Raw genomic sequence first — 17,901 nt, 5'->3', positions numbered from 1 at the left:
AACTTGCGGAGACCGTTCAATCGATTGCAGGCGCTGATGATCAAGGCGATGGCGGAAGCCCTGTTCCATGACCGCGAGATGGCCATATCCGCTGATCAGGTGGTCGCTAACCTGCAGGAGCATTTCTCCAATATCGATGGCGACAAGCCGGCGGAAATCGGGATGGCGCTGTACGGCCTGTTTCTGGTCTTGGGCGGGCCATTTTTCCTCGCGGCATCGCCCGGCATCCGGAAAAGCCTGATCCGCCGTCGGCTGCAGAAATCGCGGATCGACCTGTTTCAGGATATCGCGCGAACCAAGGGTGTCATTCTCGCCGGCTATTACGGCCATTGGCAGCATGGTGACGAGGAAGCAAATTTCGACAACCCAATATACGCGGACCTTGCATTCGAGCTGCCGGCACAGCGCGACCGCTCCGCTCCGGGCGAACGCCCGGTCCGCCGCGAACCGCGCCGGGACCTTACCGCAGCCGTTTTCGTCGGGCATGATGCCGTTCCGGAGGAAACCGACGTGATCGTCATCGGATCCGGGGCTGGCGGCGCGGTCGCCGCAGCCGCGGTCGCGGACGAGGGTCACGAAGTCCTGATCATCGAGGCGGGCAGCCACTATCCTTCGTCGCGGATCACGCTGGAGGAAGCGCGGATGACGGCGCGGCTGTTCAAGGATGGAGCACTGCAGACAACGGCGGACCGCGACATCATCGTGTTTCAGGGGCGGGTGGTCGGCGGCTCCACCGTGATCAACAACGGCATCTGTCTGCGCATGAAGCACGAGGACCTGGTCCATCCCGATGCCGAAGACGTGTATGAAACCTGGGCCGGACTGGGCGCCCCCGTCGCCGAAGCCGAGCTCGCGCGCAGCTACGAGGCGGTCGAGCAGGCGCTGGACGTGGCCGAAATCGACCGAATCGTCGGCCGCAACAATGGCCCGCACCTGGTCGATGGCTGGAACAAATATGCCGCGCAATCGGACGACCCGATGGACAAGAAGGCGATAACCGCCTGGTTTCGCAAGAATTACGGTCCGACAACGGCCGACAGCGAATGCGTCTATTGCGGTTACTGCAATACCGGCTGCCCCTATGGGCGAAAAAAGGCGATGCCGGAGAGCTTTCTCATGCATGCGACCAGCGGTGACCGCAGCAAGCCCGCCCGGATTCTCGATCGCGCCGAGGCCACCGAGATCCTCTGGGATGAAGGTGCCAATGGCAAGAGGATCGCACGGGCGGTCGAAATAAGGCTGAATGACGGCCGAAAGCGTACCATCCGGGCGCGCAAGGGGGTTGTCGTTGCCGCCGGTGCACTCGCTTCCAGCACGCTGCTGCAGGACAGCGGGATCCTGCAGTCGGGGCGTAACATATCGCTCAACATCGCCTGCCCGGTGGTCGCACTGATGCCGGAGGGGACGGCCATGAACGTCTGGAACGAAGACCAGATGGCGACCTATGTCGACCGCGGCGATTTCCTGATCGAAAGCCATTTCCAGCCACCGATGAGCATGGCGACGCTGGTTCCGGGCTGGTTCGAGGATCATTACGAGCGGATGAGAAACTACAACCGGCTGGTCTCCGCCGGCGTGCTGTTCCCGGCTGATCGACTCGGCCATATGGAAAATGGCAAGCTCAAGCTCAAGATCGGCGAAAAGGAACTGGCGCTGCTCCGCCGCGCGCTGGCCACCATGACCAAGGTCCATTTCCTGAACGGGGCGATCGAGGTCTACCCTGCCCTGCTCCGCGGCCAGACGCTGACCAGCGACATGAGCCATGCCGACATCGACGCTTTCTATGCCAAGGCGATCACCGAACCGGACGACGTGGTGCTGTCGAGCTCCCATCCCCACGGTGGCAACGCGATCAACCTGGACCCTGAGAAGGGCGTCGTCGACGTCAACCAGCGGGTGCACAACACAACCAATTGCTACGTCGCGGATGCCAGCGTCATGCCGAGCTGCATCCGGGTCAATGCCCAGCTCACCACCATGGCCATGGCGCATCGGGCGCTGGCCGGGAAGAGGCGTTTCGGCTAGTCCTTGAAGTGAAAATCGGGCAGCGACAGAAACGCATTTTTCAGCGCATCGCCCCATCCCTCGGAAATCGACTGGAAATAGGGATCAACCTTTTCGATCCGCTGCTGCTGCGTGACCGCAAAGCTGTCTGCTTCGTAAACCTGCAGATCCAGCGGCAGGTCCACCGCCAGGTTGGCGCGAATGGTCGAATCAAACGACACCAGCAGCAGCTTGACCGCATTTTCGAACGACATGTCCGGGTCAAAGGCGCGCACCAGAATCGGCCGGCCATATTTGGTTTCGCCGCTCTGGAAAAACGGGCTGTCGTCGCTCGCCTCGATGAAATTGCCGGCGGGATAGATCAGGAACAGTCGCGGGTCGCTGCCCTTGATCTGGCCACCCAAGATCAGCGTCGCGCCAAAGGGAGACTTGGCTTCCTGGCCATCGGGCGCATAGGTCTTGACCACCTCACGCAGCGTTTCCCCGATGATCGTCGCAACCTGGAACATGGATGGCGCCTGCAGGATCGACGGATTGCGGTCGTCGGGATGCTTGCCGCGCTCGTCGAGGAGGCTGACCACCGCCTGCGTCGTCGCCAGGTTTCCTGCCGACAGCAACGTGATCACCCGATCCCCCGGAACATCCCAGCTCGTCAGCTTGCGGACCTGGGCAATATCGTCGACCCCGGCATTGGTGCGGGTATCCGACATGAACACAAGGCCGCGCTTCATCCGCAGACCGACACAATAAGTCATTCTCTGATTCCTGAACTGCTCTGCAAGGGCAATTACTGCTGAACCTGCAGCGTGACAATCATATCTTCGCGTGCCGACCCGTATCGCATGCCCGAAATCGGCGAAGCTTCGCGGTAGTCGAGCCCGGTCGCGATGCGCACATAGCGCTCGTCCGGGGAATAGCCGTTGGACACGTCGAATCCCACCCAGCCCAAACCGCTGACATGGACTTCGGCCCAGGCATGGGTCGCATCCTGGTCAACGCGGTCGCTCATCATCAGGTAACCCGAGACATAGCGGGCCGGATACCCCAGCGCCCGCGCCACCGTGCAGAAAATATGGCTGTGGTCCTGACACACCCCTTCCCCGGTCTTCAGCGCCGTTTCGGCATCGGTTCCGGCATCGGTGCGCCCCGTGCGATAGACCACCTTTTCCAGCACCGCCGCCGACAGGCGATGCAGGGCTTCGATATCACTGCCACTGCTGTCATCGAGCGATTTCAGCAATCTGCGGGTCTCGGGTCCCGGGCTGGTCAGATCGGTTGCCTGTTTGAAATACCAGAGTGGGGCAAATCCGGAATGCGACCCCATGATGCCGCTGCCGTCGCTGTTCTCGACCTCTCCGGTGCACCGGATCGCGATTTCGGTCCGGCCACGATCGATGCTGATCAGGTCGACATGATTGCAATGCTGGTCCTGAAAGGACAGCTCGACCTTGCCGCCCTCAATGTCGAGATTCCAGTTCCTGATTTCCTGTCCGCGACGCTCCTTCGGTCGCAGCCGTACCTGCTGCAATCCATATTGCACAGGCGCATCATAGACATAGCGCGTTTCGTGATTGATCTTCAGCAGCATGATTATCCAACCCTGTCCTGAAAATTGAAATCGGTTTCGATCTGCGCCGCGAGGCGGTTGTTGGCGCGGATGAAATCCGAAATATATTCGTGCAGGCCATATTCGAAAATCGCTTCGATCGGTTTGTTCAGTACGTCGTTGCAAATCTCGTTGGCCAAGTCACCCGAGTGGCTCTTGCGACCGTAATTCTGGTCTATATAGTTCAGATTGTCGCTGATCTTGGCGTAGCAGAAGCTGAGCGAACGCGGCATCTGCTTGTGCAGGATGAGATAGTCTGCCACGGCCTGGGCGCTGATATCCGGACCATTGAGCCAGCGAAACGAACGGTGCGCGGACACCGACCGCAGGATTGTCTCCCACTGCACGTTGTCGATCGACGACCCGATCAGCGCAACCGACGGCAGCAGGAGGTAATATTTCACGTCGAGAATACGCGCCGTGCTGTCCGCCCGCTCCAGAAAGCTGCCGAGCCGGAGAAAATTGAAACCGTCGTTGCGCAGCATGGTGCCGAGCGTCGCCCCGCGGACCAGCGCGCTCTGCTGCCGGATCAGGCCCAGCGTCTCCGGCAGGTCCTGATCCTTCACCGGCTTGGCCAGCGCCGCGTTGAGGGTGATCCAGCTTTCGTTGGTCGCTTCCCACACCTCCCGGGTCAGCGCGGTGCGCGCGGTGCGCGCGCTGTCCCGGGCCTTCTTCATCAGGACCATGACACTGCTGGCATTGGCGCGATCGCGCAGCAGAAAATCGATCACTTGCGTCGATTCAAAATTGTCGTGCTTGGCGCGATAGGCGTCGATCACTCCCGAGGACTTGAGCACCGAAGACCATTCCTCGCTCGCCGAGGCCGAACGGGTCAGCGCGATGCGGAATCCCGCGTCGATGAAGCGGGCGCTGTTTTCCACGCGCTCGAGATAGCGTGACATCCAGAACAGGCTGGCAGCTGTCTTACCCAACATTAGCGATGCCCCCTCATTCTTCGAGTACCCATGTATCCTTGGTGCCGCCGCCCTGGCTACTGTTCACCACCAGCGATCCCTTGGTCATCGCAACCCGGGTCAGTCCGCCCGGGGTTATGTTGATGCCATTGGGCGACACCAGCACGAACGGCCTCAGATCGACGTGGCGGGGCGACAAACCCTTCTTGGTGAATATCGGCACGGTGGACAGGGCCAGCGTTGGCTGGGCGATATAGTTTCTCGCGTTGTCGATCAGCTTGGCCCGGAACGCAGCCACTTCCTTCTTCGACGCCGCTGGTCCGACCAGCATGCCATAGCCGCCGGAACCATGCACCTCCTTGACCACCAGTTCCTCGAGATGGTCCAGAACATAGGCCAGCTCATCCTTCTCGGAACATCGCCAGGTCGGGACATTTTGCAGCAGCGGCTTTTCGCCGGTGTAGAATTCGACGATGTCGGGCATGTAGCTGTACAGGGCCTTGTCATCCGATATCCCGGTGCCGGGGGCGTTGGCGATGGTGATGCCACCGGCGCGATAGACATCCATTATGCCCGGCACCCCGAGCATGGACTGCGGGTTGAAATTGAGCGGGTCGATATAGTCATCATCGATCCGCCGGTACAGCACGTCAATCGCGGTATAGCCCTCCGTCGTCCGCATCGCGACGCGGCCATCGACGATTTTCAGGTCATGCCCCTCAACCAGTTCCACACCCATCTGGTCGGCGAGGAAGCTGTGCTCGAAATAGGCGCTGTTGTGGATGCCCGGCGTCAGCACCGCCACGACCGGCTTGCCGCTGCATTGCAACGGGGCGCAGGCGGCCAGCGAACGACGAAGCTGCCCGGGATAGTTGCCCACTTCCTGCACCTTTATCTTGGCAAAAAGTTCGGGAAACATCTGCAGCATCGTTTCCCGGTTCTCGAGCATGTAGCTGACCCCCGACGGGGTGCGCGCATTGTCCTCGAGCACATAGAATTCCTCGTCGCCGGTGCGGACAATGTCGGTTCCGATGATATGGGTATAGATGCCGCCCGGCGGATTGACGCCAATCATCTGTGGCAGAAACGCGGCGTTGTTGGCGATAAGCTCGACCGGGACACGGCCGGCGCGCAAAATTTCCTGGCGGTGATAGATGTCGTACAGAAAGGCGTTGATCGCCCGGACCCGCTGTTCAATTCCCTTCGACAGCTTGCGCCACTCCCGCGCCGACAGCACGCGCGGCACCACGTCAAACGGGATCAGCCGTTCGTCGGCGTCGTCCTCGCCATAGACATTAAAGGTAATCCCGGTTTTGCGGAAAAAAGCTTCGGCTTCGATCGATTTGCGATGCAGCCGATTGACCTCTTCGCCGTCCAGCCAGTCTTTGTAGTCCTGATAGGGCGCGCGGACATGGTCACCGCTACCCAGCATTTCATCGAACAAGTAAATTCCCCCTCACACGAAGCGTCGAAACTCGTCCTCCCGCTGCAAGGCTAGCGCACGAGCGCCGTCAACGCAAAGGAAATGCCAAAATGACACACCATCCCCCCGTTCACACGGAATATGTCACGCCCGTCATCTCCTGCGACACCGCCCACAGCCGCTTGGCCGGCTCGATCCGCTTTGCGGTGGACCTGGGTCGGACTTCCCGCGCCGGGCCGGTCCATTCGTTGTTGCGGCTCGGCCCAAAATACTGGCCGCTCTCCACGTCCTGCCCGGCTGCGGCCGCCAGCGTCGGCCATGCGCCTTGGGCTGCCGTATTCATGAACAATCCGGTGACCGGGCGGAGCACCGACAGCAAGAACCCGGGAAAGTGACGCGCGAGCTCTGTATCTGCGACTCCCGGATGGCAGGCAACGGCCAGTATCGGGGAGTCCGCCGCGCGCAAACGCCGGTCCAGTTCATACATGTGCAGCAGATTCGCCAGCTTGCTCATCGCGTAACGACCCCAGCGGCTATAACTCTTCTCCGCATTCAGATCATCGAAATCGATGGCACCGCTGCGGTGCGCCATGCTCGACGTAATCACCACGCGCGGGGACCGGCCTTGCGCCAATTTGTCGAGCAGCAGCCCGGTGAGCGCGAAGGTTCCGAGATGATTGACCGCAAATTGTGATTCAAATCCGTCGACGGTTTCTTCCCGCGGCGGCATCATGATCCCTGCATTGTTCACCAGCACGTCGAGCCGGGGCTCTTCGCTTACGCGTTGCGCCGCCGCCTGAACCGATCTCAGGTCGCCCAAATCCAGCGGTATGAACCGCATGTCGGCTTCCGGGTAAACCGTGCGAATATCGGCCATCGCCGCTTCGGCCTTGTCGGCAGAACGGCAGCCCAGCAGTACCCGCGCGCCGCGCCCCGCCAGCAGCTTCGCAACCTGGTAGCCGAGGCCGCTGTTTGCACCTGTGACCAGAAAGACGCGGCCGTCCTGGTCGGGCACGTCGCTATCGGTAAAATTGCTGATCGTCATGCTGCTGGTCTCCCGGTGGGGACCCTCGATACCACAGATTCAACTGGCTAGACACAAAATCCGCGGCTCGCCGCCCCGGCGTGCGGACTTCTCCGACCGTCCGGTACCACACTACTTTACTTCCCGACGATATCGTCTAATCGCTGCTGCCATCAGCTTTGGAGATTATCATGCGTGCCGACGCGCAAGCCTTTGTCGACCGGATCGACGCCGCCCTTGGTCTGATCAGGACCTCGCTCAACTGGGATGTCGCCCTGCGGCGTCTCGACGAACTCAACGCCCGGGTCGAGGATCCGACGCTGTGGGATGACCAGACCGCGGCGCAGGCGGTCATGACCGAACGCCGCCGTCTTGATGAATCGATCAGCGCTGCCAAGGAAATCGCGCAGGAGCGCGACGACGCACTCGAATTCATCGAGATGGCTGAGGAGGAAGGCGACGCTGCGATGGCAGACGAAGGCGTTGCCAGCCTCGAGAAGCTCGCCGCCCGTGCCGACCGCGACAAGGTCAGCGCCTTGCTCTCCGGCGAGGCCGACGGTCTCGACACCTATATCGAAATCCACGCCGGCGCCGGCGGCACCGAAAGCCAGGACTGGGCCGAGATGCTGCTTCGCATGTACCAGCGGTGGGCCGAGGCGCGCGGCTACAAGGTTTCGATGGTCGACTATCAGGCCGGCGATCAGGCCGGGATCAAGTCGGCGACGATCGAGGTGAAGGGCGAAAATGCCTATGGCTATGCCAAGACCGAAAGCGGCGTCCACCGGCTGGTCCGTATCTCGCCCTTCGACAGCGCCGCCAAGCGCCACACCAGCTTCTCCAGCGTCTGGGTCTATCCGGTGATCGACGACAGTTTCGAGGTCGAGATCAACGAGAGCGACCTCAAGATCGACACCTATCGCGCCTCCGGCTCCGGCGGCCAGCACGTCAACACCACCGACAGCGCCGTACGCATCACCCACCAGCCGACCGGGATCGTCGTCGCCAGCCAGAACGACCGCAGCCAGCACAAGAACCGCGCGACCGCGATGGGCATGCTGAAGGCGCGCCTGTTCGAGGCCGAACTGCAGCGTCGCGAGGCCGAAGCCTCTGGCGAATATGAAGCGAAGACCGAAATCGGCTGGGGACACCAAATCCGCTCCTACGTCCTACAGCCCTATCAGATGGTCAAGGACCTGCGCACCGGACACATCAGCAGCGCTCCGGGTACCGTACTCGACGGCGGGCTCGATGAATTCATCGCTGCAACGCTGGCGCAAAAGGTCACGGGAGAGAAAGTCGATGTCGATGACGTCGACTAGGTGCAGGAATTCCTTCCCGGGCTAGCGTTCGACAACATCCCCGTCCATCGGTGCCAGTTTGGACAGAAACCGGTTTTGCGCGGCAAAGGAAATTCCTTCTTCCGACATCGCGCCCTGAAGATTTTCGACCAGCGCGTTCAGATCAGCCCGTTGTATGCCGAGATCCCGGTGGGCGGTCTTCATGTCGCGGCCGCTATAGTCGCAGCCGGCGTTCAGAATATAGCAGAACTGCTCGAACAGGGTCCGCCGCAGCCGCACCATGTCCTGCCCCTTGAAAATATCCTCGATCCGGGGGTCGACCGTGATCCGGTCGACCAGTCCATTGGCGATCCGGCTGATACCTTCCTGGCCGTGAAAGGCGGCCGCCATCTTTCCGTTGGCAAACGGGTCGGCTCCGGCATTGTCATTGCTCTGCTCGTAAGGATCGACCGGCAATTCCCCGGTCACCGGGTCAACGGTATCGATATTCTGGGCGAGCAACAGCAGGCTCAATAAAATGGTCATGTCATTCCTCGTTCAAAATGCAGCCTGCAGGGAAAAAAGAGCCCCGCGTTGCTTGTCCGCCGTGGCCACCGATCCAAGGTCGGCATAGGCAGCCGTAACGGTCAGATTGCGGGTGATTGCGAAAGCGGCAAAGGCATCAAACCAGTCGTCTTCGCGCGCAAAGGACAGATTGTCGGGCTTGGTGCGATATTCTCCGCCAATTACCAGCTTGCGGGACAGTTGATAGGCCAGACTGCCCTCGAACTGCAAGGACTTGTCCGCGTTCCGGTCACCGCCAAAGCCCAGCAGACCGCCCTGGTTGGCGTTGGTGTATCGGACCGTCGCATTGGCCAGAAGGCTGTGGCTGAGAAACAATTTGGTCGCGCTGACATAATAGTCGGTGCCATCGCTGTCCGCAGCGCCAACCGCTCCGGTAACATTGCCATCGAGATTGCGCTTGTGCTGCACGCCGATGGCGATCTGCGGCATCAGCGGATCGCCATAGACCAGGTCCCCGGCAATGCGCATTTTGGCTCCGAATATATCCTGGTTGATCATATAGCCCTGGCCCAGGCCAAGCGCAGCGCCCATTGCCTTGGTGTCGAGATTCTGCCGGGCGTAGCTCAATTCCACCCCATCAAACAGGCCGACCGCCACGCCGTGATTCTGCAGGCGATAGTCGGGCAGTTCGACAAGCGTGATATGCCCGGAGACGCCGATGCCGTTGCGTGTTTCGTTGCCGGCGATCACCGACCATGTCGCCAGCCCGCCGCCGGACGATCCCTCGACCGTAGTCACGCCATTGGTCAGCAACAGCTTTCCGCCGTTGCGAAGGTCCGGTGTCTGGGCGGAAACGGGATGGCACAGGGGCCAGGCTGTCGCTGCGCATATCGCGATCAGCCGAATGAGCTTTCTAACCATGGCGAACCAGCTAGCCGAAGCTGGTTAATTCCTGATTAATTCAATGTAACGTGGTCGCAATTGTTAGAAATTGTAATTATATTAGGAGGTTGGTAACCAGTGGTAGCGTAGTGGTCCTGCCGATGAGACCAGCCATCCCCCTGTTCGCCGGACTGTTATGTTCGCTCGCCGCTGCTGCCTATGCGGCCAATGGCAGCGCCGTTTCGGTTGCTGTAAAGGACGCCAACGGCATGCCCGTCAGAGATGCGGTGGTGATGATTTACCCGAAGGCGGGATGGGGTTCGGCCCGCGGCAGTTTTGCCGACTCCAACACGATGACCCAGCGGGATATTTCCTTTCAGCCGGGCACATTGATCGTCGCCAAGGGTTCCACCGTCCGCTTTCCCAACGAAGACCGCGTGCGCCACAGTATCTACAGCTTTTCCAAGCCGGCGAAATTCCAGATCGCGCTCTACGGTCGGGATCAGACCAAAACGAAGAATTTCGCGATCGCGGGCGCCGTCGCGCTGGGCTGCAATATCCATGACGAGATGAAGGGCTATATCAAGGTGGTGGACACCCCCTTTGCCGCCAAGACCGATCACAACGGGCTGCTGACCATTCGCGACCTGCCGACCGGAGCCGCAACCATGAAGATCTGGCATCCCGCGAATCGGGTCCGCGGTGGCGAGACGGTCACGTCCGTCTCCCTGGCCAGTGGCGCCAACCGCCAGACCGTGAAACTCGCCCTGCGATGAGCGCCGCGCAATTCCCGTGGAATATCGCTCGCCGGTTCCTGAGACTGCGAATGTTCCGCTTCGGTTCGCTGTCTATCCGGATCGCGGCGCTCTACGCGGCCCTGTTCGTCCTCACCTTCGCCAGCTTCATCTTCATCGCCACCCGCGGCATCGAGAATTATGCGGAGCAGGTCGTTGCCAGCGAGATGCAGTCCAATGCCAACGCCTTCGACCGCATCCTCGATCTGCAGTCGAAGCAGATGGCCAGCGGCTCCGCAATCCTGGCCGCGGACTTCGGCTTTCGCGAATCGGTTGCCCTTGGTGACGTTCCCACCATCGAAAGTGCGCTGGTCAGCCTGCGCCAGCGGATGGACGTGCCCACTGCCTTTGTCCTGACCCTCGAAGGCCGGGTGATCGGCCTCAAAAAGCGGATCAGCGAGGAAAAACTGAATGAGCTCTGGCTCGCCGTTGAGTCCGGCGAGACCAAGGGCCTGATGCAGATCGACAGGCAATATTATGGAGCGGTCGCTGCGCCGATCGAGGCACCGGACGTGATCGGCTGGCTGGTCATCGGCCAACCTCTTGATCGCGCCGAAATGGCCAGCCTGACAAACCTCGCCCCGACCGGACTCAGCGCGCGCATCGTGCGCTCCGACTCGTTGCCGGCGAGATGGGAGGCAAGAGCCTCCGCCGGCAAGGGCCTGATCGAGGTCATGGAGAAGGACGAACGAATCCTCTACCGGCTCTCGGAATTGTCCGCGCTGAGCGGCGAGGCCAAGCCGGTGCTGATCCTGCGCCAGTCGCTGACCAATGCCCTTGGTGCCTACAGCCCGATCTTCTGGTTGCTGATCACCCTCGGCATCGTCGGCCTCGCCGTCGTCGTCTCGGTCGGCTGGGCAGTCGCCCGCAACATCACGCGCCCCCTCGGCAAGCTCGACCGCGCAGCGCAGCAGATCGGTGCTGGCGAACGGTCCAAGGTTCAGGTGGAGTCCGACGACGAAATCGGACGTCTCGCAGGCACCTTCAACCGCATGGTCGACGCCATCACCGAGCGCGAGGACCGGATCTCCCACATCGCCCTGCACGATGCGCTGACCGGCCTGCCGAACCGCAAATTCTACCGCGAGGAGGTCGATGTCGCGCTCAAGCGCTGCACGCCGGACCAGATCCTGGCGATCTTCTACATCGATCTCGACAATTTCAAGTCGGTCAACGACTCGCTTGGCCACCCGATCGGCGACGAATTGCTGCGCGACGCCACCAGCCGGATGACCGAGACACTCGGCCACCATCAGCTCGCCCGGCTCGGGGGCGACGAATTTGGCGTCCTGATCCGGGATGTGGCAACCGTCGATGCCGTGGCCGGCATCGCCGACCGGCTGGAGAAATGTTTCGCGCGCAGCTTCCATATCGATGGCCATGTGCTGCCAACATCGATCAGCATCGGCATCGCCGTTGCGCCGCAGGACGGCATGACCTCGGAAGAGTTGATGAAAAATGCCGACCTGGCGCTCTACCGTGCGAAGCAGGAAGGCAAGGGTCGCTACCATTTCTTCGAAAAGGGCATGGACGAACAGGCGCGCAAGCGCCGGCAGGTGGAAATTGATCTCAAGCTCGCAATCGAGCACGGACAGTTCGAGCTTCATTACCAGCCGCTGTTCAACATCGACAAGAACGAGATCAACGGCTTCGAGGCGCTGCTGCGCTGGAACCACCCCGAGCGCGGCCAGGTGTCGCCGCTCGACTTCATCCCGCTGGCAGAAGAAACCGGCCTGATCGTGCAGATCGGCGAGTGGGTGATCAAGGAAGCCTGTCATCAGGCCAAGGCATGGCCCGAGCACATCAGGATTGCCGTCAACGTCTCTCCGGTCCAGTTCCGCACGAATGGTCTCAGCAGCATCATCCTGCAGGCGCTGTCCCAGTCCGGCCTTGAACCGAACCGGCTGGAAATCGAGATCACCGAGTCCCTTCTGATCGAGAATGTCGATTCCACTCTGGCGATGCTGCACAACCTCCGGGCGATCGGCGTCCGGATCGCGCTCGACGACTTCGGCACCGGCTATTCGTCGCTCAGCTACTTGCGCAGCTTCCCGTTCGACAAGATCAAGATCGATCGCAGTTTCGTGATCGACATTCTGACCAACAAGGGATCAACCGCGATCATCCGCGCCATAACCGGTCTCGCCGCAGCCTTCGGCATGGACACCATCGCTGAAGGCGTGGAGGATCAGGGACAGGTCGAAGCGCTGCTGGAAAATGGCTGCGAGAATATCCAGGGCTTCCTCCTGAGCCGCCCCTTGCCGATCAGCGATATTCCGGACCTGATCGCCCGCCTTTCAGGTCAGGACAAGCAAATCCTCCTGCTCTGACCTTCAATCCGGCATTGGCGCCGTGAAGGCTCGATACCCGACCTCTGCGAGCGAGCAATGCTCTCGCTCCGGCGACCGGCAAAGGCGGGCCGGCAGAACCGGCCCGTTCCTATCGTGAGCCGAGCAGGCCTTCTGCGACATCGCGCCAGCTGACATATTTGAAATTCTGGGTCTGATCGCCATTGTCACCATCCTGCACCACCATCAGGCCGTCGGGATAGCGCGGCCCGAAATCACCCAGTATCACCTCGATACCGTCGGTTTCCGACGTGCCGTCGACCACGCCGTCGACCAGCCGGAAGCGGTTGACATAGGCCCCGGTGACCAAGTCATACAGAACATAGGCGTTGTCACCCTGGCTCGACGCGACCAGATAGCCGGCATTCTCCCCCTGCGGTGCGAGCGCCAGACCTTCGACATCGGCAACCAGTTCCCGGCCGTTCACATTGGCGAAGCGCTGCGGCACCAACGCATCCCCGTTCAGGTCATAAAGCCAGATCGCCGCATTTTCCTCGCCGACAAACAGCCGCCCGGTCCTGTCGTCGACGACGCAGCCTTCCGGCTGCGTCGTCAGCTTGTGCTCGCGCGTGATTACGGCGTTGGGGACACCTCCGGCGAACGACAATTTCAATTCCCGGACATCGCCGGCCTTGCCAATCATATAGGCAAAGACTTCGCCACCGCTGTCCTGGCCAAAGCAGAAACCATAGGCTTCCCCTGCCCCGGCCGGAAACTTGCCCAGCGGCTTCAGCTCCGCACGGTCCGTATCCAGCGCGTACAAACCGATATGCGCGTTGTTCAGATCGTTGCGAATACTCGCCCCGACCAGAACGATCTTGCGGCCATCGATCATCACTTCACGCAGATCAACATTGTTGAGCTCACCCTCGGGCAGGAATGACTTCTTGGCTCCATCCATGTCGAAGACATAGAGACCGGCGCGCTTGTCGGTCCCGATGACCAGGCTTTTTGCCGGATCATCGGGATTGCGCCAGATCGCCGGATCATCGGCGGCATCGCGCGCAACGGTGCCGACCGGAACGGTTTCTCCCGCCGCAGTCAGTTCAACCGTGGGCATCCCCGAGCCAGCGGTGGACGGGCTCATGCCCGCATTGGCGGAGCAGCCCGCCAGTCCGGCCGCTGTCGCAGCCAGCAGAATGATCTGCTTTTTCATCACATCGTCACCTTGACGCCGAATTTGAAGGTCGAACCATATTCTTCATATTGCAGATTGCGTTGGGCCCCTCCGAAATTCTGGTAGGCAAAATATTTGGCGTTGTTGATGTTGATCCATTCGCCGAACAGGCGGATGTTCTTGGTCAGCTTGAACTTCACGCTCGCATCCAGCTGGAAATGGTTGTCAACGATCCGGTCAGTCGTTGCATCATCGCCAAGCTCGTCGAGATACTTGTCCCGATAGGTTCCGGCCAGCCGGAAATCAAAGGGACCTTTTTCATATCCCAGCACCGCGTTGAACGTGTGCTTTGAGCTGCTTGGCAGGCTGATCTCGCGCGGCGTGGTGATATCCCCGTCGGTCAGAACGGTGCCGGTTGCGTCGGTATAGGTATAGTTCAGGTTGACCAGGAAGCCGTCGAGTGGCGATGGCAGGAAATCCATCACCTGGCTGAAGCTTGCTTCGACGCCAAAAATCTCCGCCTTGTCGCCGTTGATTGCGCGGGTCAGCTCCTGATAGTCAATCCCCTGGAAGGTACCGGGTGTGGTCAGGGTCTGGTCGACGATGAAATTGTCTATCGACTTGTAGAAGGCCCCAATCGAAACCGCACCGTTGCTGCTGAAATAATATTCGGCGGAAGCGTCGGCATTCCAGGCACGATAGGGCAACAGGTCCGGGTTGCCGAATTCGGCTTCCTCGTCCTCGTTGATCGTGAAGCGCGGTGCCATTTTCGACAGCTTCGGACGAACCAGGCTCTTGTAGCCCGCCAGACGCAAGACCAGCTGGTCCTGCGGCTGGAAGCGCACGGTCAGGCTGGGAAGCCAGTCAGTGTAGCGGCGCTCGACATTGACCGGGATGACGTCGGTGACATCATCGCCATCATCGACCACCAGCTGCCCGAACAGCTTGTTCGAAGTGCGCTCGGCGCGCAAGCCGCCGATCACCCGCAGGGTAGAGCTGTCGTAGCGTCCGAGCAGATAGCCGGCCAGAACATCCTCATCGGCGGAATAGTCGCTCGGCAGACTCAGCAGGTCCGTTTCATATTGGTCGACCTCGAAATTGCCGAGGTTCGCAAACAGGAATTCGGTGGCGCCGCGATAGCTGGCCACGGGTCCCATATCGGTGATCCGGTAGGTCTGGCTGCCGAGCACATCTGCAAGCGTATAGTCGCCGTCATAATCGCCGTAGAATATGCCGTCGAAATTATAGCTCTTCGTCCGCCAGCGGGATTTGAAGCCGGCCTGCACGGTGAACTCCCCGCCATCCATGATGAAGCTGCGCCCCAGGTCACCCTTCAGCGCATATTCGGTGTCGACGCTGTCCGACAGCTTGCTCAATTCGGCGCGGTTGAATCCATATTCTGTCGGATCGTTGAACAGATCGGCACCGCTGGTTACGCTGTAAAGCGGTATGCGGGGATCGCTGTAGTCCATGTTGACGTCTACCCCGTCGCCATCGAACCGAGAGCGGAACCGTGTCGGGTCAACCGAGCCGTTCTCCTTTTCACTGGACCGGGCCCAGCTTCCGGACAGATGGGCATTCCAGACGCCGTCGTCATGATCCATGCCGATCTGGTAGGTGGCGATCCGCTGGCGTTCGAAACGGTCCTTGATGTCCCGGCGCACTTCGATCCGACCGTCGGCATCGGTGAAGAATGCGCTGTTGGCATCGCCGCTAGCTGGTGCTTCGTCAAAGATGATCGTCGTCCGGCGGCGATATTCCTGATCGTCGAACACACTGTAATTGCCGCGGACAAACATCGTGGTGAAGTCCGAAGCGCGAACATCGACGTTCAGCGATCCGCTGATCCGCTTGCGCGTGACATCATAATCACGATATTCGACTTCCTCGGCATAGACGGTTCCGCCATCCACGTCCCAGCCTGCGGCCTCGATATTGTCGGATTCAAATTCCCGCTTGTAATAGCTGAAACCGCCGGAAATACCGACATTGTCACCAATACGCGTCGAAAAATCGACGCTGCCCTTGGGGGTGACGCTGTCGGCATATTCATTATAGCTGCCCTCCAGCTTGACCGCGAACAGGCCCTTCTTGCGGTCGAAGGCGCTGGTCGTGTTGATCTCGATCGAAGCACCGATGGTATCGGCATCCATGTCCGGCGTCAGCGATTTCTTGATTTCGATCGACTCGATCAGGTCGCTGGAAATGACGTCGAGGGCAACCGAGCGGACGTCGGATTCGGGAGAAGGAAGGCGAACGCCATTGAGCGAGCTGGAGTTCAACTCGGGGTCCAGGCCGCGGACCGACACAAATCGTCCCTCGCCCTGGTCGTTGAGAACATTGACGCCGGGAAGGCGGCGGATCGATTCCGCCACGTTCTGATCGGGAAACTGGCCAATCGCGTCGCGGGTCAGAACGGAGGAAACCCCGTCTGCCTCGCGCTGGCGGGACAGTGCACTCGCCTGGTTGGCGCTCTGCCCGATCACCACGATGTCGGCATTCTCGCCGCCCTGCAATATGATGTCGGCCCGGGTGGTTCCGGTTTCGCTCACGGTCACCTTGGTCTGGATAACGTCGGTACCGATGTATCGCGTTTCCAGCGTATAGGTGCCGGCCGCAACATCCGCGAAGACATAGCTGCCGTCCCGGTCGGTCGTCTCGACCCGGTCCAGTTCGACAATGCGGACCTGGGCAGCCTGCAGGCCCCGTGTCTCGCTGGGGTCGACGACGACACCGCTAATCGTTCCCGCCCATGCTGCTGCAGGCATGACGCATCCTGCCATAAGAGCGAGTTTGAATCCGGATTTTACAAGGTTGGATTGGCGCGACATCGATTGATTTCCCCGATTGTGATTTGCTTGTGAAGCGGCAGCCGTAGGGAAATGCGGTGACTCTTTCGGACGATATCTGTGACGGGAACATGGCATCTATATTTTACTTTTGTGACGCCGGAAAAGCCGGGTGACATTAATGCTACTGCGCTGCTCGCCAACTTGCGATCCAGGTTGCCGGAAATACGGTTATCCCCTCCGGAACGAGCGAAATTCTTCAACTTGCTGGTTACGTTCGTCTTCGCCATGTTGCCAACGTGCCGCAGGCGAGCAGCAAGTCCGGCCCGACCGCCGCCAGTGCATTTTGATGGTCCCGCAAACAGGGATTGAACCGGGCCCCGCCCTGGCCTACTCAGACGCGATGTTTTTGATTGCTGAAACCCGCCGATCCGCTTCGCGCCTGACCGGTTTTGTCTTGCTCGCCGGTGCGCTGTTTCTCACCGCACCACTTGGCGCCTGCAAACGGCTGCCGGACGACAATGATCGGCGTCCGGAAACCTCGCGGGCCTATCCACCGGCGTCACGTCCGGTGTCGGATCTGGCCGGCAACCAGTGGTCGACCGAAACCGCGCGCGACAAGCGCGGCGAGGCGGAGGAGATCATGACGGCTGCGGGGCTGGAGTCCGGGATGACGGTCGCCGACATCGGCGCCGGCGAAGGCTATTATACGGTGCGGCTGGCCGAAAGAGTCGGGAACAAGGGCCGGGTACTGGCTCAGGATATCGACCAGGGCGCGATCGACCGGCTGGCCGAGCGGGTCAACCGGGAAAGTCTCGACAATGTCTCCATCAAGCTCGGCGCCCCCGATGATCCGCGGCTGCCGGAGAACAGCTTCGACCGTATTTTCCTGGTCCACATGTACCACGAGGTGCGCGAGCCCTACGCGTTTCTTGCCCGTTTGCGACCGGCCTTGCTCGCCAGCAGCGGCGGACAGCGCGGCGGCGAGGTGATCGTGGTCGATGTCAATCGCCACGTGACCCAGCACGGCATCCCGCCGAAACAGCTGTTTTGCGAATTCGAGGCGGTCGGCTACGAACTGGTCGGTTTCATGGAACGCCCCGAACTGGGCGGCTATTTCGCCCGGTTTCGTGCCAAAGGTCCGGCAATTTCACCTGAAAATATCAAACCCTGCCCCTATCAGCGCACCGGCGGATAG

Annotated in this window: 14 protein-coding genes; 5 read left to right on the top strand and 9 right to left on the bottom strand. The window is 60.6% G+C overall.

Annotated elements, in window-relative coordinates:
* Positions 1-3: 3 nt before the first annotated feature.
* Positions 4-2,025 carry a GMC family oxidoreductase gene (locus V7650_RS08820; protein ID WP_335655861.1) on the top strand — a complete coding sequence of 674 codons (2,022 nt, stop codon included), beginning with the start codon at positions 4-6 and terminating at the stop codon, positions 2,023-2,025.
* On the opposite strand, the gene V7650_RS08815 is transcribed toward V7650_RS08820, so the two are convergent.
* The 5 genes from V7650_RS08815 to V7650_RS08795 form a co-directional block, all read right to left on the bottom strand.
* Positions 2,022-2,759 (bottom strand): proteasome-type protease, encoded by a 738-nt coding sequence (locus tag V7650_RS08815; protein WP_335655860.1) that lies wholly within the window; start codon positions 2,757-2,759, stop codon positions 2,022-2,024. The two genes, V7650_RS08820 and V7650_RS08815, sit on opposite strands and share 4 nt — an antisense overlap.
* Positions 2,760-2,791: 32 nt before the next feature.
* Positions 2,792-3,592 carry a transglutaminase family protein gene (locus V7650_RS08810; RefSeq protein ID WP_335655859.1) on the bottom strand — a complete coding sequence of 267 codons (801 nt, stop codon included), beginning with the start codon at positions 3,590-3,592 and terminating at the stop codon, positions 2,792-2,794.
* Between the two features lie 2 nt (positions 3,593-3,594).
* Positions 3,595-4,545, bottom strand: a complete 951-nt coding sequence (locus tag V7650_RS08805; protein ID WP_335655858.1) for an alpha-E domain-containing protein — start codon at positions 4,543-4,545, stop codon at positions 3,595-3,597.
* Between the two features lie 13 nt (positions 4,546-4,558).
* A complete protein-coding gene (locus tag V7650_RS08800; RefSeq protein ID WP_335655997.1) occupies positions 4,559-5,956 on the bottom strand; it encodes a circularly permuted type 2 ATP-grasp protein in 1,398 nt (465 codons plus the stop codon).
* A gap of 121 nt (positions 5,957-6,077) precedes the next feature.
* Positions 6,078-6,992, bottom strand: a complete 915-nt coding sequence (locus V7650_RS08795; protein ID WP_335655857.1) for an oxidoreductase — start codon at positions 6,990-6,992, stop codon at positions 6,078-6,080.
* A 170-nt stretch (positions 6,993-7,162) separates the two neighbouring features.
* Between V7650_RS08795 and prfB the strand changes: the two genes are divergently transcribed.
* Positions 7,163-8,290 (top strand): peptide chain release factor 2, encoded by a 1,128-nt coding sequence (gene prfB / locus V7650_RS08790; protein WP_335655856.1) that lies wholly within the window; start codon positions 7,163-7,165, stop codon positions 8,288-8,290.
* A gap of 21 nt (positions 8,291-8,311) precedes the next feature.
* On the opposite strand, the gene V7650_RS08785 is transcribed toward prfB, so the two are convergent.
* Together V7650_RS08785 and V7650_RS08780 are read right to left on the bottom strand one after the other, a co-directional pair.
* Entirely contained in the window at positions 8,312-8,794 is a 483-nt protein-coding gene (locus V7650_RS08785) for a group I truncated hemoglobin (protein ID WP_335655855.1), read from the bottom strand.
* A gap of 12 nt (positions 8,795-8,806) precedes the next feature.
* A complete protein-coding gene (locus V7650_RS08780) occupies positions 8,807-9,694 on the bottom strand; it encodes a DUF3034 family protein (protein ID WP_335655854.1) in 888 nt (295 codons plus the stop codon).
* A 122-nt stretch (positions 9,695-9,816) separates the two neighbouring features.
* Here V7650_RS08780 and V7650_RS08775 point away from each other — a divergent pair, with 122 nt between their 5' ends.
* Both V7650_RS08775 and V7650_RS08770 read left to right on the top strand, forming a co-directional pair.
* The gene (locus tag V7650_RS08775) at positions 9,817-10,431 is read left to right on the top strand and encodes a methylamine utilization protein (RefSeq protein ID WP_335655853.1); all 615 of its coding nucleotides are present in this window, start codon (positions 9,817-9,819) and stop codon (positions 10,429-10,431) included.
* A complete protein-coding gene (locus V7650_RS08770) occupies positions 10,428-12,779 on the top strand; it encodes a putative bifunctional diguanylate cyclase/phosphodiesterase (protein ID WP_335655852.1) in 2,352 nt (783 codons plus the stop codon). The genes V7650_RS08775 and V7650_RS08770 overlap by 4 nt, the downstream gene beginning before the upstream one ends.
* 109 nt (positions 12,780-12,888) lie before the next feature.
* On the opposite strand, the gene V7650_RS08765 is transcribed toward V7650_RS08770, so the two are convergent.
* Positions 12,889-13,953: a phytase gene (locus V7650_RS08765; protein WP_335655851.1), complete on the bottom strand. Its 1,065-nt coding sequence runs from the start codon at positions 13,951-13,953 to the stop codon at positions 12,889-12,891.
* A complete protein-coding gene (locus tag V7650_RS08760) occupies positions 13,953-16,682 on the bottom strand; it encodes a TonB-dependent receptor (RefSeq protein WP_335655850.1) in 2,730 nt (909 codons plus the stop codon). The genes V7650_RS08765 and V7650_RS08760 overlap by 1 nt, the downstream gene beginning before the upstream one ends.
* 424 nt (positions 16,683-17,106) lie before the next feature.
* Between V7650_RS08760 and V7650_RS08755 the strand changes: the two genes are divergently transcribed.
* Positions 17,107-17,901: a class I SAM-dependent methyltransferase gene (locus V7650_RS08755; RefSeq protein ID WP_442955276.1), complete on the top strand. Its 795-nt coding sequence runs from the start codon at positions 17,107-17,109 to the stop codon at positions 17,899-17,901.

The sequence above is a fragment of the Parasphingorhabdus sp. genome, from assembly GCF_036964565.1.
Taxonomy (GTDB): domain Bacteria; phylum Pseudomonadota; class Alphaproteobacteria; order Sphingomonadales; family Sphingomonadaceae; genus Parasphingorhabdus.
Note: the sequence above shows the minus strand (reverse complement) of the source record. Positions and strands in the feature narration are given on the sequence as shown.

Excerpts from the sequence above, each read along its gene's own strand:
- V7650_RS08815 (WP_335655860.1), bottom strand. The coding sequence starts at position 2,759 with ATGACTTATTGTGTCGGTCTGCGGATGAAGCGCGGCCTTGTGTTCATG.
- V7650_RS08810 (WP_335655859.1), bottom strand. The coding sequence starts at position 3,592 with ATGCTGCTGAAGATCAATCACGAAACGCGCTATGTCTATGATGCGCCT.
- V7650_RS08805 (WP_335655858.1), bottom strand. The coding sequence starts at position 4,545 with ATGTTGGGTAAGACAGCTGCCAGCCTGTTCTGGATGTCACGCTATCTC.
- V7650_RS08800 (WP_335655997.1), bottom strand. The coding sequence starts at position 5,956 with ATGCTGGGTAGCGGTGACCATGTCCGCGCGCCCTATCAGGACTACAAA.
- V7650_RS08795 (WP_335655857.1), bottom strand. The coding sequence starts at position 6,992 with ATGACGATCAGCAATTTTACCGATAGCGACGTGCCCGACCAGGACGGC.
- prfB (WP_335655856.1), top strand. The coding sequence starts at position 7,163 with ATGCGTGCCGACGCGCAAGCCTTTGTCGACCGGATCGACGCCGCCCTT.
- V7650_RS08785 (WP_335655855.1), bottom strand. The coding sequence starts at position 8,794 with ATGACCATTTTATTGAGCCTGCTGTTGCTCGCCCAGAATATCGATACC.
- V7650_RS08780 (WP_335655854.1), bottom strand. The coding sequence starts at position 9,694 with ATGGTTAGAAAGCTCATTCGGCTGATCGCGATATGCGCAGCGACAGCC.
- V7650_RS08775 (WP_335655853.1), top strand. The coding sequence starts at position 9,817 with ATGAGACCAGCCATCCCCCTGTTCGCCGGACTGTTATGTTCGCTCGCC.
- V7650_RS08770 (WP_335655852.1), top strand. The coding sequence starts at position 10,428 with ATGAGCGCCGCGCAATTCCCGTGGAATATCGCTCGCCGGTTCCTGAGA.
- V7650_RS08765 (WP_335655851.1), bottom strand. The coding sequence starts at position 13,953 with ATGAAAAAGCAGATCATTCTGCTGGCTGCGACAGCGGCCGGACTGGCG.
- V7650_RS08760 (WP_335655850.1), bottom strand. The coding sequence starts at position 16,682 with ATGCCTGCAGCAGCATGGGCGGGAACGATTAGCGGTGTCGTCGTCGAC.
- V7650_RS08755 (WP_442955276.1), top strand. The coding sequence starts at position 17,107 with ATGTTTTTGATTGCTGAAACCCGCCGATCCGCTTCGCGCCTGACCGGT.